Below are 21,175 nucleotides of genomic sequence, written 5' to 3'. Positions count from 1 at the left end.
TTCCTTAGTCTGGATAACCTTGCGGATGACGGGACTGCCAGTGCCAGGTGTCCTGCGCCATTTCGTCAAGGTTGCGGGTCACGCGCCAGTTCAGATCGCGATCGGCCTTTTCAGCGTCCGCCCAGTAGGCCGGGAGGTCGCCATCGCGGCGTGGCGCGAAGTGGTAGTTAATCGGTTTGCCACAGGCTTTGCTGAAGGCATTGACGACGTCGAGCACGCTGTTGCCGACGCCGGCGCCAAGGTTGTAGATATGCACGCCAGCTTTACCGGCCAGTTTTTCCATCGCCACGACGTGACCATCGGCCAGATCCATCACGTGAATATAGTCACGCACGCCGGTGCCATCTTTGGTCGGATAGTCGTTACCAAACACCGCCAGCGATTCGCGACGGCCAACGGCGACTTGTGCGATGTACGGCATCAGGTTGTTGGGGATACCCTGAGGGTCTTCACCCATGTCGCCCGACGGGTGCGCGCCGACCGGGTTGAAATAACGCAGCAGGGCGATGCTCCACTCCGGCTGAGCTTTTTGCAGATCGGTGAGGATCTGTTCGACCATCAGTTTGCTTTTGCCGTAAGGGCTTTGCGGCGTACCGGTCGGGAAACTTTCGACATAAGGGATTTTGGGCTGGTCGCCGTAGACGGTGGCGGAGGAGCTGAAAATAAAGTTTTTCACGCCCGCGGCGCGCATGGCGGAAACTAATTTCAGTGTACCGGTTACGTTATTGTCATAATATTCCAGCGGCTTAGCGACGGACTCCCCGACGGCCTTCAGGCCGGCGAAATGGATCACGGCTTCAATCGCATGATCGTGGAGGATTTCCGTCATCAGCGCTTCATTACGAATGTCGCCTTCAACAAAGGTGGCGCTTTTCCCGCCGAGACGCTCAATCACCGGCAATACGCTGCGCTTACTGTTGCAGAGATTGTCGAGAATAATCACCTCGTGTCCCTGCTGTAGCAGTTGAACGCAGGTATGACTTCCAATGTAACCGCTACCACCTGTAACCAGTACTTTCATGATTCGCTCCAATAGGCTTATCGTGTGAGATGAAGATAGCATATCAAAGAAGTGAAAAGTGTGACACAGGGCAAATTGGTGGAATCGTTTACACTCAAAGGCGGCGTTGCGAAATTCTCTTTTTTGTCTTTTAAAAACAGATTGATACTCTATTGTGTGGATATTATTCCGAAAAAACCAGGGATCTGCAGACCCCTGTACAGGCTTAATTTTCCAGTGGACCGACCTGGTAAGTGTAACCGTCTCCACTGCTGATAAACGCCAGACGGTGAGTAATACAATCCGGGGCGTCTTCGGCGTGGTGGGATACAAACAGCAGTTGCGTCGCCCCTTCGCTAATTAACACATCGACAAAGCGGCGCACCAGTTGGCGGTTGAGCGGATCCAGCCCCTGTAGCGGCTCATCGAGAATCAGCAGGGTAGGGTGCTTGACCAGCGCGCGGACGATCAGCGCCAGCCGCTGCTGCCCCCATGAGAGACTGTGGAACGGGGCATCGGCGGTGCGTTTGTCGATGCCCAGAATATCCAGCCATTTTTGCGCCAGCTTATGCTGCTTGTCGGAAACGGCCTGGTAGATGCCAATGGAGTCGAAGTAACCGGAGAGAATAACGTTGCGCACGTTGGTGCTGACGCGATACTCCAGGTGCAGGCTGCTGCTGACGTAACCAATATGCTTTTTGATATCCCAGATAGTTTCTCCGCTGCCGCGACGGCGGCCAAACAGCGTCAGGTCGTTACTGTATCCCTGTGGATGATCGCCGGTAACCAGGCTGAGCAGCGTTGATTTCCCGGCGCCGTTGGGGCCGACTATCTGCCAGTGTTCGCCAGGATTTACCGTCCAGTTCAGGTGGTTAATGATCGGACGGTCGTTATAAGAGACCCTACCCTCTTTGAGTACGATGAGCGGCGCGCTGGCGTCCAGCGTATGCCGCGCGGCCGGGGCATCCGGTTCAGGTAACGCCATGCCGTCAAGCTTCTCGCTGTGCGCCAGTTGAGCAATCAGCGCCTGTTGCAGCAGGGCCTGCTTTTCACCGGTTTCGCTAAGGACACAATCCGCCAGCACGCCAGCATACTGTACGAACGTCGGGATCTCGTCGAAACGATTGAGTACCAGCACAAGGGTGATACCTTCGCTGTTCAGGGTTGCCAGCAGCGCCGCCAGTTGCTGGCGGGAGGCGACATCAAGGCCGTCGAACGGCTCATCAAGGATCAGCAGATCAGGGTTGCCCATCAGCGCCTGGCACAGCAGGGTTTTGCGCGTTTCACCGGTGGAGAGATATTTAAAGCGGCGCGGTAACAGGCCGGTGATGCCAAACTGTTCCGCGAGCCGGGCGCAGCGGGAAGCGTCCTTAACCTCATCCTGGATGATTTCCGCTGTTGTGCGCCCGGTATCATCTTCGCCGGGGCTCAGCATATCGGTGTTGTTACGTTGCCACTCATCGCTGACCAGTTTCTGCAACTGCTCAAAGGAGAGGCGGGTGATGCGGGAAAAGTTACACTGCCGCTGCCCGCCAGGCAGCGTCAGTTCGCCGGACAGCGCCCGGGCGAGGGCCGATTTCCCACTGCCGTTGCTGCCGACGAAAGCCCAGCTTTCGCCCGCATGCACGCTGAGGTGCTCAATATTTAACGTTTTTGTGTCGCTCAGGCGAAACGTGCCTTGCGAAATTTGCAACAATGACATTTTATATCCCACTTTTTGCAGCGATGAGCTTCAGGGATACGTCTTCACAAGCACAATGTCAATGCCGTTAGCACAAGGTGGCGAGAATGATACGATCGGCGTTGAAATAGGCGATTGCTTCTACACCTTCCGCCAGCTCGCGCGTTTGTTCCACCGGAAGGGTAGCACAAAGATTCTGACCATCCGGGAGCGCCATCAGCACTTCGCACTGTTCTGGCCCATGTTCAATATGGCTGATACGCCCGGTTAGTTGATTATCCGCCTGTTGAGCTCGCGCAGGATCCCGGGTCATGCCAACCCACGGCGCTTTCAGCAGCACTAAGACTTCCTGGCCTTCATTAAGGCCCAGACGATCGGCGCTTTGTGCGGTAATGGCGACTTTAAAACGGGTTTGCCCGTCGGCCAGCAGCACTTCAACATGCTGCTGCACCTGCTGGTGGTCGCGACCGGTAATGGTACCAAACCACTGATTGCGGGCGCTGGTTTGCAGAGAAAAACGCGAAATAGCCGCCAGCAGACTATCGAGAGGCAGGGCGTCATCATCGCTCAGCACATCGAACGCTTTCTGCTGAATCTGTGCCAGCAGGTCGTAAAGCTGAATCAGTCGTCGCCCGTAGCGGGTGAGAACCGCGCCACCGCCGCCTTTACCGCCAGTGGCGCGATCGACCAGAGTCTGTTCGCTCAGTTGATTCATTTCATTAATTGCATCCCAGGCGCTTTTATAGCTGATACCCGCGTTTTTTGCCCCCTGGCTAATGGAACCGGTCTGGTCAATCTGTTTCAGCAGGGCGATACGGCGAGGATCGGCGAACAGGCGCTGCTGTAACTTGAGGGTAAGAAGAATTTCAGCCTGCATAATCATATCCTGATGAAAAAGGGTATTGTGACCGATAGCGGCTATCTTGCAAGATGCATCTGTCGCACTACTCAGTGAGGTGCCGCACAAATGGGGCGTGTTTTTCCTGCCGAATTGGTTACAATGCGCTATTCCTACTTTCTGGAGCCAACCATGTTAGAGCTATTGAAAAGTCTGGTTTTTGCTGTCGTCATGGTGCCGGTGGTGATGGCCGTCATCCTGGGGTTAATTTACGGGCTGGGTGAAGTCTTTAACTTCCTTTCCGGCGCGGGCCGCAAAGACAGCAGGCCGCAAAACCACTGATTTCTCCCCCGCGCCCGCTTTTGTCGGGCGTTTTTATTTCTCTCAACAATTGATCTGTTTCTGGTTATCCCTAATTTTACTCTGGGAAAATCCTGTACTTGTCGTTATATTATCTCCTACATAACGAGCCCACAGGAGTTTCAGATGACAGGTCAATGGTTACGTTTTTTTGCCGGAGCGGCGTTAACGCTCTCTGTTGCTGGTCACGCGCTGGCGGACGAAGGTAAAATCACGGTGTTTGCCGCGGCATCGCTCACTAACGCGATGCAGGATATTGCGAAAGAGTATAAGAAAGAGAAAAACGTAGACGTGGTCTCTTCCTTTGCCTCTTCATCTACACTGGCGCGACAAATTGAAGCGGGAGCGCCTGCGGATTTGTTCATCTCTGCGGACCAAAAATGGATGGATTACGCGGTCGGGAAAAAAACGATCGATACCGCTTCACGCACCACGTTACTGGGCAATAGCCTGGTTGTCGTTGCGCCGAAAGCCAGCCCCCAGGAAGCTTTCACCATTAATGATAAAACCGACTGGACCCATTTGTTGAAAGGTGGCCGTCTGGCTGTCGGCGACCCGGAGCACGTGCCTGCTGGCATTTACGCTAAAGAAGCGTTACAAAAACTGGGGGCCTGGGAAACCTTGTCGCCTAAACTGGCGCCGGCGGAAGACGTTCGCGGCGCGCTGGCGCTGGTTGAGCGTAACGAAGCCCCGCTGGGCATTGTTTATGGCTCTGATGCCGTTGCCAGCAAAGGCGTAAAAGTTGTCGGAACCTTCCCTGAAGATTCTCATAAGAAAGTAGAATATCCGCTGGCTATAGTCGACGGGCATAAAAATGCGACGGTAAGCGCCTTTTATGATTATCTGAAAGGACCACAAGCTTCTGCAATCTTTAAACGTTACGGGTTTACTACTCACTAATGTTCTTAAGCGATCCCGAATGGCAGGCGGTACTGCTGAGCCTGAAAGTCTCATCCCTGGCGGTGGTGTTTAGCTTACCTTTTGGGATCTTCTTTTCCTGGCTGCTGGTGCGACGGAATTTCCCGGGTAAGGCGCTGCTCGATAGCGTTATCCATCTGCCGCTGGTGTTACCGCCGGTGGTCGTGGGTTATCTGTTGCTGGTTGCGATGGGGCGACGCGGGTTTATCGGTAGCTGGCTTTATGACTGGTTTGGTCTGAGTTTCGCATTTAGCTGGCGCGGCGCGGTACTGGCGGCGTCGGTGATGTCTTTTCCCCTGATGGTACGGGCCATTCGTCTGGCGCTGGAAGGGGTCGATGTCAGGCTTGAACAGGCGGCACGCACCCTGGGGGCAGGCCGCTGGCGCGTATTTTTCACCATTACATTACCGTTGACGCTGCCCGGTATTATCGTCGGCACCGTACTCGCTTTCGCCCGCTCGCTGGGCGAATTTGGCGCAACCATCACTTTTGTTTCCAATATTCCCGGCGAAACACGGACGATCCCTTCGGCGATGTATACCCTGATTCAGACCCCCGGCGGTGAAGGGGCGGCGGCGCGGTTATGTTTGATTTCGATTGTTCTGGCGCTGATATCGCTGATGATTTCTGAATGGCTGGCCCGTCTCAGCCGTAAGCGGACGGGGAAATAAGCATGCTCGAACTCGATTTTACCCAGACGCTGGGCACCCACTGTCTGCAGATCCGCGAGACACTTCCCGCCAGCGGTATTACCGCGATTTTTGGCGTGTCTGGTGCGGGAAAAACATCACTGATTAACGCCATTAGCGGCCTGACGCGTCCTCAGCAGGGGCGTATTGTGCTTAACGGCAGAGTGCTTAATGATGTTGAAAACCGCATCTGTCTGGCTCCTGAAAAACGCCGCATTGGCTACGTCTTTCAGGATGCCCGCCTGTTTCCGCACTACAAGGTACGGGGCAATCTGAAATACGGCATGGCGAAGAATATGACCGATCAGTTCGATAAGCTGGTGGAGCTGCTCGGTATTGCTCCGCTGCTGGACCGCTTGCCGGGCGATCTCTCCGGTGGCGAAAAGCAGCGAGTCGCCATTGGCCGGGCATTGCTCACTGCACCGGAATTGCTGCTGCTGGATGAACCGCTGGCATCGCTGGATATTCCGCGTAAGCGCGAGCTGTTGCCCTATCTGCAACGTCTGGCGCGCGAAATTCATATCCCGATGCTGTACGTCAGCCACTCGCTGGATGAAATCCAGCATCTGGCGGATAAAGTACTGGTACTGGAAGAGGGGAAAGTAAAAGCGTTGGGCGATCTGGAAGAGGTGTGGAGCAGCAGCGTGATGCATCCCTGGTTATCGCAGGAGCAACAAAGCACCATCCTGAATGTCACCGTTGTCGAGCAGCATCAGCAATATGCGATGACCGCGCTGGCGCTCGGCGACCAACGGCTTTGGGTCAATCAGCTTGACCGGCCGCAAGGAGAAACGGTACGCATCCGTATTCAGGCCTCCGATGTCTCTCTGGTACTGCAACCCGGGCACCAACAAACCAGTATTCGCAATATTTTGCCCGCACGGGTGGTGCAGTGCATTGAAAGCAGTGGGCAGGTCGAGGTCAGGCTGGAAATTAGCGGCCGTACGTTGTGGGCGCGTATCAGCCCCTGGGCCCGCGATGACCTGCAAATTACCCCCGGGCAGCCGTTGTATGCGCAAATTAAAAGCGTGTCGATAGCCGCCTGATTACAACAAATAGCGGTTGATGTAGTCGGCGATACTGGGGGTTTCGTTTTCACCAATCACCACGTTGGCCCGGGCTTTGACTTCATCCACCGCGTTGCCCATCGCTACGCCGGTACCGGCCGCTTCCAGCATGCTGAGGTCGTTGTAGTTGTCGCCGAAGGCCACCACGTCCTGCATTGACAGCCCCTGCGCCGCGATCCACCTGGCCAGGCGTTGGCCTTTACTGTTTCCCGCGCGGGCGATATCAACCTGATCGTGCCACGACCATTCGCATTCCAGCCCCAGCGTCTGAGCGACGTGCCGGGCGAAATGCTGCAGTTTCGCGGTATCTTCGTCGGTGAGGGCGAATTTCCATACGGCATTAACCTGGCGCGCGGCCTGCGCCAGCGAGTCGACCTGAGTAAATACCGGACGCTGCCCGACGGGGAGAGACTGCGCCCAGTTGGTGGTACGGATAACGTGGCCGGTGAGCTGCTCGTATAGCATGGCGTCATCGACGTACATCAGGCCGTGGATATCATGCTCGTTGAGCATTTCCGTCAGGCTCAGGGCCTTGTCTACCGGCATCGGATCGGACTCAATAACCTTTTTTGCATGATAATCATACAAATAAGTGCCATTACAGCAAATTGCAGGTGTATCCAGAGCCAGTGCCTGATAAAAAGGGTGGATAGCGACGTGATGTCGACCGGTGACGATGATCACCTGGTACCCGGCGTTTTTAGCGCGATCCAGTGCATCGAGCGACGCGGGGAGGATAGTTTTTTTGCTGGTCAATAGCGTGCCGTCTAAATCCAGGGCAATCACGCGTGAGGTCATGTGTTGTTTCCGGTTGATGATGAAAAGTTTTCTTGCCCTGATGGTACACCGCTGTGCTGTTCGGGGAAACTTTTCAGTATCTACCGCCAAAAGAGCCGATACACGTTAACCTTTGAGCTACCGCGAGGTATCTTGAATGAGAGTGTGTTTGCATAGTGTATTTTTCAGGCAGCTATAGCCGTGAAAGATAAATTTTCCATGCGCAGTGAGGAAAGGAGCATTCATGAAACAAACCGTTTATACCGCCAGCCCGGAAAGCCAACAGATTCATGTCTGGGATCTGGATCCTGAGGGAAAGCTGACCCTGGTGCAGGTTGTTGATGCATTTGGTCAGGTGCAGCCGATGGTGGTGAGCCCGAACAAAGCGTATCTCTACGTTGGCGTGCGTCCGGAGTTTCGCGTACTGGCTTACCGCATTGCGCCTGATAATGGCGCCCTGACCTTTGCTGGTGAGGCGGCATTGCCGGGCAGCCCGACGCATATTTCCACCGATCGTCAGGGGCGCTTTTTATTTAGTGCCTCTTATAATGCGGGCTGCGTCAGCGTCACGCCGCTGGTGGAGGGGCTGCCAGGGGAAACGGTGACCGTGGTTGAAGGGCTGGAGGGCTGCCATTCAGCAAACATCTCCCCGGATAATCGTACGCTGTGGGTGCCAGCGTTGAAGCAGGATCGTATTTGCCTGTTTACCCTGAGCGAGGATGGTTTCCTGAGCGCGCAGGAACCCGCGGAAGTGACCACTGTTGAAGGTGCTGGTCCGCGTCATATGGTGTTCCACCCGAACCAGCAATACGGTTATTGCGTAAATGAGCTGAATAGCTCCGTTGATGTCTGGGCGCTGAAAGATCTGCATGGCAAAATTGAGTGTGTGCAGACTCTGGATATGATGCCGCCTGATTTCAGCGATGTACGCTGGGCTGCGGATATTCACCTGACCCCGGATGGTCGTCATCTCTACGCCTGCGATCGTACCGCCAGCATTATTACCATCTTCAGCGTCTCCGAAGATGGTAGCGTGCTGTCTGTTGAAGGCTATCAGAATACCGAAGCCCAGCCACGTGGCTTCAACCTCGATCACAGCGGAAAATACCTGATTGCCGCCGGTCAGAAATCGCATCATATCGCGGTGTATGAGATTCATGGCGAGCAGGGGCTATTGCAGGAGAAAGGGCGCTATGCCGTCGGCCAGGGCCCGATGTGGGTGGTCGTGAACGCCTACTAAGTGACGAGATGATAAACCTCATTGCAGTACCGGATGCCTCCGGGAATGGGGAAGTGAAAGAGGCAGGAACAATGTTTTGTGATTGACTCACTGTACGCCCTTTCCATGCAATCGTCTCTGTACGTTAGATCATGCGAGTTGCGGGACAAGACGGTTAACCGTTTTGCACAGCGTATGTGCTGGCACCGAAGGCATGAGGCAGAGGCCGGATCATACGGCAAGAGAGTCAATTCCCCGGAGCATAGATAGTGATGTGACAGGGGGGAATGACAGATCTGTCAGGAACGGATTTGAACGTCGTAAAGCGACGGCCCGTAAGGGCAAGTCTCATGGATGAGACGAGTCATTCAGAAGCCACCACGCATGCAACCTGAAGTATGGCGAGTATATAGTTGTTCATCTCTGTAAATCAGCATGTCATCCGCGATGCGGTATCGACCTTCGTTTCACTCAACCCCGCCAAATAATGCCTGACCGGCGCCTTCTTTGAACCAGATCATCGCGTATCCTTTCACCGACGAGTGATGCCAGTGTTGCCGTAAAAGAACCCTGACTTATCGTTTTCGCGCCGATTTATGGATCGCCTTAGCGTCGGACGGCTGTACTTTATACGCTGTTAATACACGGGAGCATTGATGGGAACAGTACTTTCGTCAATTGGGCGATTTACGGGGGGGCATACGGCAAGCGCAATATCTGATGGGCGTCTGTGCATGCGCTCAGGCAGAAAAAGCGGGAAAACAGATGGCGTCTTTCACCATTTACGTTCACTTTCCCAGGATTTTTCTACTATAGATAAATGTCCAGATACTGAATCTACCTGATAAACAGGGTCTTTATGGGATTTTATAATGTGAATGTTGTTTGATGATACGTTTTATAGTCATTCTGGCTGAAATTTATCTGTTTATAAGAAAATAAATCTAACTGATGAAAAATGCAACAAGCAAGTAGCGCCGAATAATTTATCAACGATTAAGAAGAATTAAGATTTTTCTTTCTTAGTGGAGTGTTGTGAATTATAAATTTTTATTTCTATGTATTTTAAAGTATTTTTACTCTTGTGAATAATGTCCCACTTACGATATTTCTACTATTTCTGATGGAAAGGAGAATAAACAGTAAACAAGTACATTAAATGTACTAAAAATGAATTCTTATTGATTATAAAATGTACAAAAATACTTCTAAATTGTTAGGATTTTGTTAATAAATACCCGTATATTTGATCTGGATCAAATAATAAAAATTATAGTGATTTATTTTTTTTTGTAAAAAATGGCAGAGTAAAAAACTATTAAAGTGTGTTTTTTGTATATTACGTATAAATAAATAAGATACCTGGGTTTATCCTAAATAAATTATCAGGATATAAATGTGGTTGAATTTTCCTATTATTGCGTATCAATAAATTGCTGTATATTATTGTTATGAAAATTAGATGATATTGATACTTTCTTATTTCTGAGGAATTAAGGAAGTGCTGTTAGTTATTTCAATATCATTTTTGTGTTGTTGTACATCTTAACCCAAATAGGGAACTATATATGCGTAATTATAAATATGCTATTTCAGCACTGGCTCTGGCATTGTCTTCTGTCGTGGCAACTTCCGCTTCTGCTGTGGATGGAACCATTACTATCAATGGGCAGGTTACCGATACCACATGCACTATCTCTGTAGATGGCGGTGCCGCTGATGCAACGGTAACGTTACCGACAGTTTCAGTTTCCGCTCTGCCTTCACCAGGAGCGACTGCGGGTGCAACACCGTTCAATATTTCACTTTCCGGTTGTACTGGGACGGCTTTAAATACTGCAAGCACCTATTTTGAGCCGGGCACTTATGTTGATAGCGAGACTGGACGTCTGAATATTGATACTACCGCTGGCGATGCTGCGGGCAATGTACAGGTCCAACTGTTGAATGCCAATAGTGAAGCTATTGTTGCTGGTGCGTCAGTAGCGACTGGTCAGAATGATATTCCGGTTGATATCAGCTCTGGCAGCGGTGTTCTGAATTATTATGCGCAATATTATGCAACAGCAGCAGCAACCGCCGGCGCTGTAACCACGCAGGTTGATTACACCATGGTTTACGAGTAATAGATTCACAGGAGTAAAAGCGAATGCTTTTACTCCTGTCAATGATGAGGTTCTTTGATGTTAAAAAAAATTCCCCACTGTTTAATTTTGATTGTATCGTTTTTCATCTCTGCTGAAACGGTGGCCGACGTTGCGATTAACGGAACGCGCATCATTTTCAATGCGAAAGATAAAGAATCGGTTGTACAATTAAAAAATAATGGTAAGAACCCTTATCTATTACAATTATGGATTGATGATGGCAATCCTAAATCCAGACCCGGTGAGGTAACCGTCCCCTTTATTATCACCCCTCCTGTTGTGCGCATCGATCCGAATAAAGGACAGGCAGCGAGGATCATGTTCACTGATGCCTCCCTCCCTCAGGACAGAGAGTCATTGTACTGGTTTAATATGCTGGAGGTGCCGCCAAAACCGACAAAAATGATCGAAGCTGGCACGAATCTTTTGCAACTGGCATTTCGCACGCGAATAAAACTATTCTATCGCCCGGCTGGTCTTGAATACAGCGCGCTGGAATCCTATAAAAAACTAAAATTTAACCGAAAAGGTAACACGTTAAATATTAAAAATGACTCCCCTTATTTTATTACATTAAGCAGTGTTGATGTTCGGAGAACAAAGGAGTCTGCGATAGTTGCTTCCGTTGAGAATTTTCCTCAACGAATGATTGCACCTAAGGGAGAGACGAATCTCCAGTTAGTTACTAAAAAATCAGAAAGACTGGATGGTCTCACTCTGTTTTACAGTGTGATTAATGATTATGGAGGAGAAACAAAAAATGAGCAGGTATTGCAAAGTAAATAAAAAAAATCCCTCTTCGATTGGTTTAACGCTGATAGCACAGTTTGTCATTGTATCAATTTTTGTTTCTCAGGCAGCAGCCGCACCACAAAGTGATGAGGTTATTTTCAATAGTGAGTTTTTACGCTCAGCTATTGATGTCAGTGCTTATTCCCGGGGGAATCCCGTTGCCAGCGGAAATTATACCGTCGATCTTTATGTTAATGATAAATGGAAGGGGCGTGTTGATGTTAAATTCGATAAAGATGATCGTCAAACAACGATAGCAAGACCGTGTTTTAATCTGAAACTGGTTTCACTGTCAGGAATTGATCTGGATAAAATCAAACCAGAGATTATCCAAAGATTAAAAGCCGATAATGCTTGTGTACGTGCTGAAGAGATATATCCGGACCTGGTAGCGAACTTTGATGTAGCGACGCAACGTATTAATATGCAGTCGCCACAGATCTACTTATTACGCCATGCCCGGGGTTATGTTAGCCCTGAACTCTGGGATAACGGGATCCCGGCAGCGACGTTGCAATATGATTATAACACTTACCACTCCAGAATGTCAGGAGCTGACTCTCTTTCCACTCAATATCTTGGACTGAGAGGCGGAATTAACTGGGATGTCTGGCGTCTGCGTTATCGCGGTTCATTTAGCTGGAGCGAAGGGAGAGGTTGGGATTATAACAATGCCAATACCTATCTCGAACGCGCGATTGTCCCATTACGTAGCAAGTTGGTTGTCGGGGAATCGTCTACCGATGGACAAGTTTTCGATAGTATTGGCTTCCGCGGCGTGATGATGTCGTCAGACGATCGTATGTACATGGATTCTCAACGCGGTTACGCGCCGATAATTACCGGAATTGCCAACACCAACGCGCTGGTTCGTGTCAGCCAGAGAGGTATGCGGATCTATGAAACAACCGTACCTCCTGGGGCGTTTGTCATTGATGATCTGTATCCCACCGGTACGGGGGGCGATTTACTGGTAACCATAAAAGAGGCCGATGGCAGCGAGCATAGCTTCACCGTGACCTATGCATCTATTGCCGAACTTTTACGTCCAGGCACCACACGTTACACCCTAATGGGGGGACGTTATCGTAATACGGTAGTTGATGAAGACCCGGATATTATCATGGGAACCCTACGTCATGGCTTTACTAACCTGATTACAGGCTATAGCGGTATATTGGCAGGTGAAAATTACCAGTCAGTCGCCGGTGGTATAGCTTTAAATACCGCAATTGGGGCGATTTCAACGGATATTACTCATGCGCGCAGTACGCTTCGCGATGATATTAAACGTGAAGGGCAAAGTATTCGTTTTTCTTTTGCTAAAATATTGCCGGTTGTCAATACCAACGTCACTCTGGCCAGCTATCGCTATTCCAGTTCAGGTTATTACAGCATTGATGATGCAATGATGTTACGTGATGGTCAACAGCGCAGCAGTAGTTGGTTTAATGATACGGTGAACCGTAAAAATCGCTTACAGATTAGTGCGACGCAAACGATTAATGATACCTGGGGAAGCTTTAATATCAGTGCCAGTACTCAGAATTACTGGAACCGAAGTGGTCAGGATACCGAATATCAGTTTGGGTATACCAATGCCTTTAAGTATTTCAATTTGAATATCAATGCCAGCCGAACTCGCGATTTGGTGAAGGATAAATGGGATAATAAGATTGCCATCGGTATCTCTTTACCGCTTGGGGAAAGCGGTCGTTCGGCTTACCTCAACTCTACCTATATTCAAGAGCGCGATCACCGGGGAATTCAAAACTCCATTGCCGGAACAGCCGGCAATAATCGTCAGTATAACTATAGTGCTTTTGGCAGTGTTGATCGCTACAAGCAATCGGGTACGAAAACGACCGGAGGGGTCAGTGGCAACTGGACATCCCCCTGGAGCAATATCGGGGCCAGCATTTCAGCAGGAAGCGGTTATCAACAATACGGTATGAATTTATCTGGCGGTGTTGTCGCCTGGCAAAGTGGTATCGTACTCACGCCTGTGATGGGGGATACGATAGCGATTATCGAAGCGGATAATGCCGCCGGAGCAAGAATAACCAATAACAGTAGCCTGAGTTTAAATCGCTATGGTAAAGCCGCAGTGCCTTATTTAACGCCGTATCGTCAGAATACTATAGAGCTCGATCCGAAAGGATTATCGAATGATGTTTCGCTGGATGTGACCAGTCAGAATATTGTGCCAACGGCCGGGGCAGTTGTATTGATGAAATATAAGACGGATATTGGTCATTCTCTACTTCTGACGTTAAGCCATCCCTCGGAAGAATTACCGTTCGGTTCTGAGATTATGGATGAAAATAACCACTCTGTCGGTTATGTCACACAAGGTGGACAGGCGTTTGTTAGAGTTAAGAATGAAACAGGGAAACTCCATGTGAAATGGGGAAACCACGGTAGCCAGACATGTTCATTCACTTACGCACTTCCTGCTAAAGCGGCAGGAACAGGTACCGGTTTGCCACAAGCCAATGCGGTTTGCCAATAACAGGAGAAGGGCATAATGATAAAAATAGTACGGAGTTTAGTTTTGTACTTATTTGTCTTCGCTGGAGCGAGTGGTTTTGCCAGGGCTGATGGTACATGGGTCGACTGCCAGAGAACCAATGGTTACTATCAACTTTTTGATTCGACTACAGTGCAGGTGGGTAAAGATGCGGCGGTAGGGGATCTACTGGGCACCTGGTTGACGTCATCAGATCCTACGGCATGGACCTGTAACCACAGGACCGCGTATCAGGATCAAGCGATACCAATGGCGGTTCAGGGCTATCCTCCATACACGATTTGGGGAACGATGTCGATTGATGGCCAAACGTATACTGTTTATAACACGACGGTTAAAACGGGCTTAGGTTATGTCGCACGATGGCGCTATACCGTTAAAGGTCAGGTCAGTGACTGGTACCCGCTGACTATTAATAATGGCGTTTATCAAACGCCCTCACAATTATTTAATGCGAGCTACGATGGCCCTAATTCATGGTATATTGGTGTTGATGTACAGGTCCGCTTTGTGAAAACAGCGACAACATTAACCGCAGGTTCTACCCCTATTTTCGACCCGATGTATATGCGCCATTATCAAACTTATGGCGGCACAGTCTTTGTCGGTGGTGGTACGTATATGATTGCGCAGTATCGTGCCGGGGGATTGGTTATTTCGACGACTGGCGGCACCTGCACAACCTCTGATGTTAATGTGGAACTTCCACCAGCCAATCGTGCAAGTTTCACGGGCGTGGGCTACACTACATCAAGGACCGATTTTTCACTGGTATTTACCAAGTGTCCGTCAGGTTTAGCCAGTATCGGTTATCAATTTACACCAACAACGTCGATAATCGATAACTCTCAGGGAGTATTTGCCAGCAGTGCGACATCGACGGCCAGCGGGGTCAGTCTTCAGTTATTGAATGATCAGGATGTACCGATATCATTTAATACATCCTATTTGTTAACTGATTATGATCCCTCTCTCGAGAATGCAACCTATACAGTGCCATTACGGGCAGGGCTATATCAAACTGAAGAGAGTGTGTCTTCCGGAAATGTTAATGGAGCGGTCACGTTTACGTTAATTTATAAATAAAAGTTGTGATCAGGAACCGCATTATGATTTTTTTTACAAAGCTTTTTTCTGTCGCGTTGTTGCTATTCTTTTGTTCATCGACATTCTCAGCAACATATATTAATTTTACGCGGCTGATTCTGAATGAAAATGAGCATGACGTATCATTTAAAATTGAGAATGAAGGTGATAATGCGGTTCTGATGCAACTATGGACTGACCGGGGTGATATTATGGACAAACCGGAGGCAATTAAGATGCCGTTCATGATTTTACCCCCCATATTCCGACTGAATGGTCATAATTCTCGCGTCGTGCGGCTCCAGTTGATTAATAATCAAAATACGTTACCTGATAATAAAGAATCGTTGTTTTGGCTGAATGCATTAGAGATCCCGCAGAAAACGAATGCTCAAGAGGGCAAGGCCATGTTGCAAATGGCCTTTCGCACGCGTATTAAAATATTTTACCGCCCGCAGTCCCTGGCGCAATATGATGTTGAGCGTGAGATTGAAAAAATTAAAACATTGAAAGTACACTGTGGTAATGAAATGTGTATTCGTATAGAGAATAAATCACCATTTCATTATACCTTATCGAAAATTACATTACAAAGCGGTAAAGAGATAAAGAATTTACCTTCCGATGGCATTATCTCTCCATTTTCTTCGCTGGATATATCTCTTGGGAAATTAGTTGCGGTGAATGAAAATATAAAGTCTTTTATTTGGATTGATGATTACGGCGTGGAGCGTGTTAATTTACAATAATGAGAGATATTACTATGCTGGGCTTTAACTCATCATTGCTACGCTATAAGTTTATTTATCTGACAAAAAATGTATATGATGGTATTGCGGTACATTCGGTTTTTGAAGAATTACTCTTGTCATCTGAACTAAAACGTGAGTTACAAGAGGATATTCCATTTCATCTCATTGATAAATATGTAAATTTTATTCCCTTCTCATTAAGATTTGTTGATACCAGTAAAACACGTAGCAAGCCTTTTGAAAATGATATTATTTTTTCTGCTAAATGGCTGGATGATAAAAGAGTTGTATTCAGTAACGTTTTATTTTTTGTCGATATGTACAGTCCTGATAAAACGTCAATGTTACATCTGGGAGGACGTAACGAGCTTTCAGTTATTAAAGGGCGAATGGAGTTGTTTTTGATACATTGTCATTCTATTATCACGGGAAACAAAAAAAGGTATCACAATTATTTCTTGTTTACTCTGAGAGAACAACAAATTGTTTTCCATTTACTGGAAGGTTTGTCAATTAAAGAGATCTCTCGGGAATTGAGGGTGAGTGATAAACTGATTTATAGAGAACGGAACTCCTTAGTGCGCAAACTGATTATGCAACAAGATCCATCATTATACAGACGGTTGAGAACCATGGCGCTGTTGCGTGCAAAACAGAATGCCGCGATACATGGCTGTTCGTCTGTCTGATAGTCCAGGGAGACACGGTATCCTGAGGTTTTCCGCCAATATCGCGTGTGGAACTGAACGGTATCGGGAACACAGGCTAAAGCGCGTACCCATATTTGGGAATTGGCCCCAATTCCTGCGCAACATTATATCTCCAGTCGTGGCGTTAAATCCGTCATATTTCAAATTACCGTGCTGTTGGCGACAGGAGATTGTTTATTTCAGACGCTTATTTGCGAGGCACGACTGTGAGCCGTGCGCGAATCTGTGCCAGGTTGATTTATCGCGGAGGGATTAAGGGGGAGTCACACTCCCCCAGATTCGCGATATTACTGCTTCGGTTCTGCGACAACAACGCTTCCCACGCCGCGGTTATTGTATTCCCACATGCGGTTGAAGTTTGTGTCATTCAGGTTACGTTGCAGGTTACCTTTGTCATCCACCGTTCCGGTATTCCCACGAAACGGGCGATTTGAACCGACGGCATCAGCCCAGGGCTTGGCTACATTAAAACCCCCGTTAATCACGCTGTCGCGAATCACAACCTGGCCATTGGTGTTGCCGTCAACGTCCAGAGAGCGCCCCAGTTGGGCAACGTTATCACCGGAAGCGGTAAAGCGACTATTTATCGCCAGGAAACCGTAGGTCACGCTCTTGAGCGTGGCCGGCGCGAACACATAGGCTTCTTTCTGGGTGCGGGAGTTCACAACGCGGAAATCGGTATTATCAAACACCACGGCTCCGCGGCCCGCAACAATATCGACGTCGCCTTCAATGTAGCTATTACTCACCAGCGTACGGGTCTGACGATTATCCTGCAGGCGGTTTTGTACGCCGCTGTTGGTCACAAAAAAAGTGTTCTGTCGGCCAAGGATATTCACATTGTTAATTTGTACCTGATCGCCATCGCTACGTAATGCCACGGCCTGATGGGTTCCCGCGTCAACACTGTCGCCGAGGTTGTTGGCAATGGTCAGGTTTTGCAGTTGTAGCCCATTGTTCTGCGACCATAATACCGCAGAACACATCACGCCAACGGTGGCGGTACGCTTATTCTGGCAACTGTCGAACATATACCAGGCGGGTTTACCCGGCATATATTTTCCGCCCGGATTAATCTGGCGACGCCAGGAAACGGGATCCATTTCTGAATCGATTGCTTCGCTGATCTTCACATCAATGGGCTTTTCGCCAGTACCATAAAGCGTCAGGGAGCCAGGAGCGGCCGGAATGTACACTGTGCCGGCATAGTCACCCGGCATGATGGCAATAAACTGACGACGGCTGGAATGGCGAGTAATTGCGGCATCCACCGCCGCCTGAATGCTGGTATTGGTCACGCCCGGCGTTCCCGCGGGCCCGACGATAAAGTCAGGTTTTGCCGGGAGGCTGATTGCAGACGGACGCCAGACCGCTGCGTTAGGATCCAGTGACTGGAAATAGCTCGCCGGTAAAAAGTTTTTTGCTTCATCGGCGGTTAAAATGGGACGAGAAGCCGTGCCCGGCGCTGTCTGCGTTGAGGGCTGTTGATCGGCGGGCGTTGAGCTACAGGCGGACAACGCCGCGCCAAAGGCCAGGGCCAGCGCCAGGCGGGAAACGGATAGTGTGTTCATGTTGCTCCAGGCAAAATCAGTCAAATAGATATACCCTGACCCATTCAAGTTTCAGGACAAAAACGCTTCAGGCGTCTTTGCACGGCGCGCAGGCCTGCGTTGAGAGACATCTGCTCTCTCATTCTGCATGCTGTACGCAGATAACGCGACCACCAGGCGGAACCAGTGCAGCCAGGCTTACAGGCAACTCGAACGATGACGGGTATAACTCCTTTAAAGCCTGCTGTTTTATACCAAGTTAAGCGAAACGGGAAGATGTTGCGTAAAAAAGTTGCGCTCTTTACACAGTGGCAAGCCCCCGGCGCGCCGATTGATCACAAAGAAATAACATATGTGCTCTAAATCGTACTGCGGATGCGATGCGTTCCTGCCGCCATCGCTACCGATGTGCATTGCAGCAGCGGCAAGATCCGAGCCCGGCATTCTTTCCCACATTCTCCGTTTGTCAAGCTGTCACGCTGCAGTGGCGCTATGTACGTCTGCTTTTACGTCTTGATCTCTATGACGATCAGTAAAATGTGATTGCTGACGCAATATAACAAAAATGCATCATCTCTGTTAAATCCTGGCTTGCATGCTATTGTATATACAAGTATGTGTATCTGTATGCCTAACGTAAATTGTCAGGAGGTTTCCCCGATGTCGCAAAATCAATACTGTCCGTGTTCTGCACCACGCTCTGGCAACAGGCATCGCGCGCCATGCCGAAGCGGGATACGTTGTCGCTATCAAGTGCGGAGTAAAATAAGGTTTGCCTCTTCCGAGGTCGGCGGCAATCCAGGAGCATGCTAAATGAACGCGTTAACATTGATTCCGGGCCAGCTTAGCCTGTCGCAACTGCGCGATGTCTACAGTCAGCCACTGAAGCTCCTCCTCGACGAACGCGCTATTGCGGCTATTGATGATAGCGTTGCTTGTGTGAATGCGATTCTGGCGGAAGGCCGAACCGCGTATGGTATAAACACCGGTTTTGGCCTGCTGGCGCAAACGCGCATTTCTACTGAAGATCTGGAAAATCTCCAGCGTTCGCTGGTGCTATCCCACGCGGCGGGAATTGGCGAACCGCTGGATGATGACCTGGTGCGCCTGATTATGGTGCTGAAAATTAACAGCCTGTCGCGCGGCTTCTCCGGGATTCGCCTGAGCGTCATTCAGGCGTTGATTGATCTGGTTAACGCGGGCGTGACGCCATGGATCCCGGCGAAAGGTTCGGTCGGGGCCTCCGGCGATCTCGCGCCGCTGGCGCATATGTCTTTAGCCCTGCTTGGCGAAGGTAAAGCCCGCGTGCGGGGCGGTGAATGGCTTCCCGCGATGGACGCGTTACGCCTGGCCGGGCTTGTGCCAATCAGTCTTGCGGCGAAGGAGGGGCTGGCGCTGCTTAACGGCACCCAGGTTTCGACGGCGTTTGCGCTGCGCGGTCTGTTTGAAGCCGAAGATCTGTTTGCTTCCGCGGTGGTTTGCGGGGCATTAACCACTGAAGCGGCGCTTGGCTCGCGTCGCCCGTTTGACCCGCGCATTCATGAAGCACGCGGTCAGCGCGGGCAAATTGACGCCGCAGCGCTCTATCGCCATCTGCTGGCCGACGACAGCGCCATTTCACAATCGCACCATAACTGCAGCAAGGTGCAGGATCCGTACTCCTTGCGCTGTCAGCCGCAGGTGATGGGGGCCTGCCTGACCCAGATTCGCCAGGCGGCGGAGGTACTGCTGATTGAAGCCAATGCGGTATCCGACAATCCGCTGGTTTTTGCCAGCGAAAACGATGTGATCTCCGGCGGTAACTTCCACGCCGAGCCGGTGGCGATGGCGGCGGATAATATCGCGCTGGCCATTGCCGAAATAGGGTCATTGTCGGAGCGGCGAATCGCCCTGATGATGGACAGCCATATGTCGCAACTGCCGCCGTTTCTGGTGAAAAATGGCGGCGTTAACTCCGGCTTTATGATCGCTCAGGTAACGGCGGCGGCGCTGGCCAGCGAAAACAAAGCGCTGGCGCACCCGCACAGCGTGGATAGCCTGCCGACCTCCGCCAACCAGGAGGACCACGTTTCCATGGCCCCGGCCGCTGGTCGTCGTCTGTGGGCGATGGCGGAGAATACCCGCGGAGTGCTGGCGGTTGAGTGGCTGGCCGCCGTACAGGGGCTGGATATGCGTGAAGGACTGACCAGCAGTCCGCTGCTGGAAACAGCGCGTCGCCTGCTGCGCGAAAAGGTCGCCCATTATACCGAAGACCGTTTCTTCGCTCCGGATATTGAAACCGCTATTGAACTTCTGGCGACGCGTCATCTGGCGAGGCTGCTGCCCGCCGTGCTTTCCGATTCCCCCTGAACTTTCCCTGTTTTTTGCATCCGTGCCGGGAGGTCGTTTTCCTCCCGGTTACCCTGCATACCTATTTGGCACCGGATAAAACTATCAGGATACATGTATATGCCCGGTCTACAACCCCGCAAACTGCATGGGCCGCAGCCCGCGGTGAGCCACGCCGCTTTCAGGATCGTTAGCTAAACAACGCGCTAATTGATGCGCTGCCGAGACGGTGAAAATGGACGTTAAAGCCCACCATCGCGCCGCTTGCGCCTTCGTCGACATCAATTTTATCCACGTCCAGCGCATGAACGGTAAAGATATAGCGGTGGGTTTCACCTTTCGGCGGCGCTGCGCCGCCGTATCCGGTCTGACCAAAATCGGTACGGGTCTGAATCGCCCCGCTGGGCAATTCTGCCTGACCGGAACCCGCACCCTGCGGTAAAACGCGGGTATCAGCAGGCAGATTCGCCACAATCCAGTGCCACCAGCCGGAGCCGGTTGGCGCATCGGGATCGTAGCAGGTGACTACGAAGCTTTTCGTTCCTGCCGGGACATCATCCCACGCCAGATGTGGTGAAATATTGTCGCCATCGTAGCCCATGCCGTTGAAAACATGACGGCTGGGCAGCTTCTCGCCGTCCTGTAAATCATGACTGATGAGTTTCATTGCCTCTCCTCAAATTCATCTACTGAGTAGCAAAAAAGTGTAGCGCGTGAGCTGCGGCATTACC

General features: G+C 50.4%; 18 protein-coding genes. 12 read left to right on the top strand and 6 right to left on the bottom strand.

Translation table 11 applies throughout. The features are described from left to right. Positions 1–4 precede the first annotated feature (4 nt). From galE to modE, 3 genes are all read right to left on the bottom strand, one after another. Positions 5–1,021 (bottom strand): UDP-glucose 4-epimerase GalE, encoded by a 1,017-nt coding sequence (gene galE, locus FN037_RS04685; protein ID WP_142501641.1) that lies wholly within the window; start codon positions 1,019–1,021, stop codon positions 5–7. 205 nt (positions 1,022–1,226) lie between these two features. After that, positions 1,227–2,702: a molybdate ABC transporter ATP-binding protein ModF gene (gene modF / locus FN037_RS04680; protein WP_142501640.1), complete on the bottom strand. Its 1,476-nt coding sequence runs from the start codon at positions 2,700–2,702 to the stop codon at positions 1,227–1,229. Between the two features lie 67 nt (positions 2,703–2,769). After that, positions 2,770–3,558 (bottom strand): molybdenum-dependent transcriptional regulator, encoded by a 789-nt coding sequence (modE, locus tag FN037_RS04675; protein ID WP_138360626.1) that lies wholly within the window; start codon positions 3,556–3,558, stop codon positions 2,770–2,772. Between the two features lie 153 nt (positions 3,559–3,711). Here modE and FN037_RS04670 point away from each other — a divergent pair, with 153 nt between their 5' ends. From FN037_RS04670 to modC, 4 genes are all read left to right on the top strand, one after another. Continuing rightward, the gene (locus tag FN037_RS04670) at positions 3,712–3,861 is read left to right on the top strand and encodes an AcrZ family multidrug efflux pump-associated protein (protein WP_138360625.1); all 150 of its coding nucleotides are present in this window, start codon (positions 3,712–3,714) and stop codon (positions 3,859–3,861) included. A 144-nt stretch (positions 3,862–4,005) separates the two neighbouring features. Beyond that, positions 4,006–4,779, top strand: coding sequence for a molybdate ABC transporter substrate-binding protein (gene modA / locus FN037_RS04665; protein WP_138360624.1), 774 nt, complete (start codon positions 4,006–4,008; stop codon positions 4,777–4,779). Continuing rightward, the gene (gene modB / locus FN037_RS04660) at positions 4,779–5,468 is read left to right on the top strand and encodes a molybdate ABC transporter permease subunit (protein WP_138360623.1); all 690 of its coding nucleotides are present in this window, start codon (positions 4,779–4,781) and stop codon (positions 5,466–5,468) included. The genes modA and modB overlap by 1 nt, the downstream gene beginning before the upstream one ends. Positions 5,469–5,470: 2 nt before the next feature. After that, a complete protein-coding gene (modC, locus tag FN037_RS04655) occupies positions 5,471–6,532 on the top strand; it encodes a molybdenum ABC transporter ATP-binding protein ModC (RefSeq protein WP_142501639.1) in 1,062 nt (353 codons plus the stop codon). On the opposite strand, the gene FN037_RS04650 is transcribed toward modC, so the two are convergent. Beyond that, positions 6,533–7,351: a pyridoxal phosphatase gene (locus FN037_RS04650; protein ID WP_138360621.1), complete on the bottom strand. Its 819-nt coding sequence runs from the start codon at positions 7,349–7,351 to the stop codon at positions 6,533–6,535. It abuts the gene before it with no gap. Between the two features lie 223 nt (positions 7,352–7,574). Here FN037_RS04650 and pgl point away from each other — a divergent pair, with 223 nt between their 5' ends. The 7 genes from pgl to FN037_RS04615 all read left to right on the top strand — a co-directional run bounded on the left by pgl (position 7,575) and on the right by FN037_RS04615 (position 16,545). Beyond that, a complete protein-coding gene (gene pgl / locus FN037_RS04645; RefSeq protein WP_138360620.1) occupies positions 7,575–8,570 on the top strand; it encodes a 6-phosphogluconolactonase in 996 nt (331 codons plus the stop codon). Positions 8,571–10,117: 1,547 nt separating this feature from the next. Beyond that, complete coding sequence (locus FN037_RS04640; protein ID WP_138360619.1) at positions 10,118–10,675, top strand: fimbrial protein; 558 nt, start codon at positions 10,118–10,120, stop codon at positions 10,673–10,675. A 57-nt stretch (positions 10,676–10,732) separates the two neighbouring features. Beyond that, complete coding sequence (locus tag FN037_RS04635) at positions 10,733–11,482, top strand: molecular chaperone (RefSeq protein ID WP_138360618.1); 750 nt, start codon at positions 10,733–10,735, stop codon at positions 11,480–11,482. Beyond that, a complete protein-coding gene (locus FN037_RS04630; RefSeq protein WP_138360617.1) occupies positions 11,457–14,000 on the top strand; it encodes a fimbria/pilus outer membrane usher protein in 2,544 nt (847 codons plus the stop codon). Before FN037_RS04635 ends, FN037_RS04630 begins: the two co-directional genes overlap by 26 nt. A 15-nt stretch (positions 14,001–14,015) precedes the next feature. Next, on the top strand, positions 14,016–15,104 hold the full coding sequence (locus FN037_RS04625; RefSeq protein ID WP_138360616.1) for a fimbrial protein: 1,089 nt from the start codon (positions 14,016–14,018) through the stop codon (positions 15,102–15,104). 23 nt (positions 15,105–15,127) lie between these two features. Further along, the gene (locus FN037_RS04620; RefSeq protein WP_138360615.1) at positions 15,128–15,853 is read left to right on the top strand and encodes a molecular chaperone; all 726 of its coding nucleotides are present in this window, start codon (positions 15,128–15,130) and stop codon (positions 15,851–15,853) included. Between the two features lie 14 nt (positions 15,854–15,867). Then, positions 15,868–16,545: a hypothetical protein gene (locus FN037_RS04615; RefSeq protein WP_138360614.1), complete on the top strand. Its 678-nt coding sequence runs from the start codon at positions 15,868–15,870 to the stop codon at positions 16,543–16,545. Between the two features lie 308 nt (positions 16,546–16,853). On the opposite strand, the gene FN037_RS04610 is transcribed toward FN037_RS04615, so the two are convergent. After that, entirely contained in the window at positions 16,854–18,137 is a 1,284-nt protein-coding gene (locus FN037_RS04610; protein ID WP_142501638.1) for a putative acyl-CoA thioester hydrolase, read from the bottom strand. Between the two features lie 792 nt (positions 18,138–18,929). Here FN037_RS04610 and hutH point away from each other — a divergent pair. After that, positions 18,930–20,465 carry a histidine ammonia-lyase gene (gene hutH / locus FN037_RS04605; RefSeq protein WP_142501637.1) on the top strand — a complete coding sequence of 512 codons (1,536 nt, stop codon included), beginning with the start codon at positions 18,930–18,932 and terminating at the stop codon, positions 20,463–20,465. 169 nt (positions 20,466–20,634) lie between these two features. Here hutH and FN037_RS04600 read toward each other — a convergent pair whose 3' ends face one another. Continuing rightward, positions 20,635–21,111 carry a kinase inhibitor gene (locus tag FN037_RS04600; RefSeq protein WP_138360608.1) on the bottom strand — a complete coding sequence of 159 codons (477 nt, stop codon included), beginning with the start codon at positions 21,109–21,111 and terminating at the stop codon, positions 20,635–20,637. Positions 21,112–21,175 lie beyond the last annotated feature (64 nt).

Origin of the sequence: Klebsiella sp. 2680 (assembly GCF_900198535.1) — a bacterium.
Classification (GTDB): Bacteria; Pseudomonadota; Gammaproteobacteria; order Enterobacterales; family Enterobacteriaceae; genus Klebsiella; species Klebsiella indica.
Note: the sequence above shows the minus strand (reverse complement) of the source record. Positions and strands in the feature narration are given on the sequence as shown.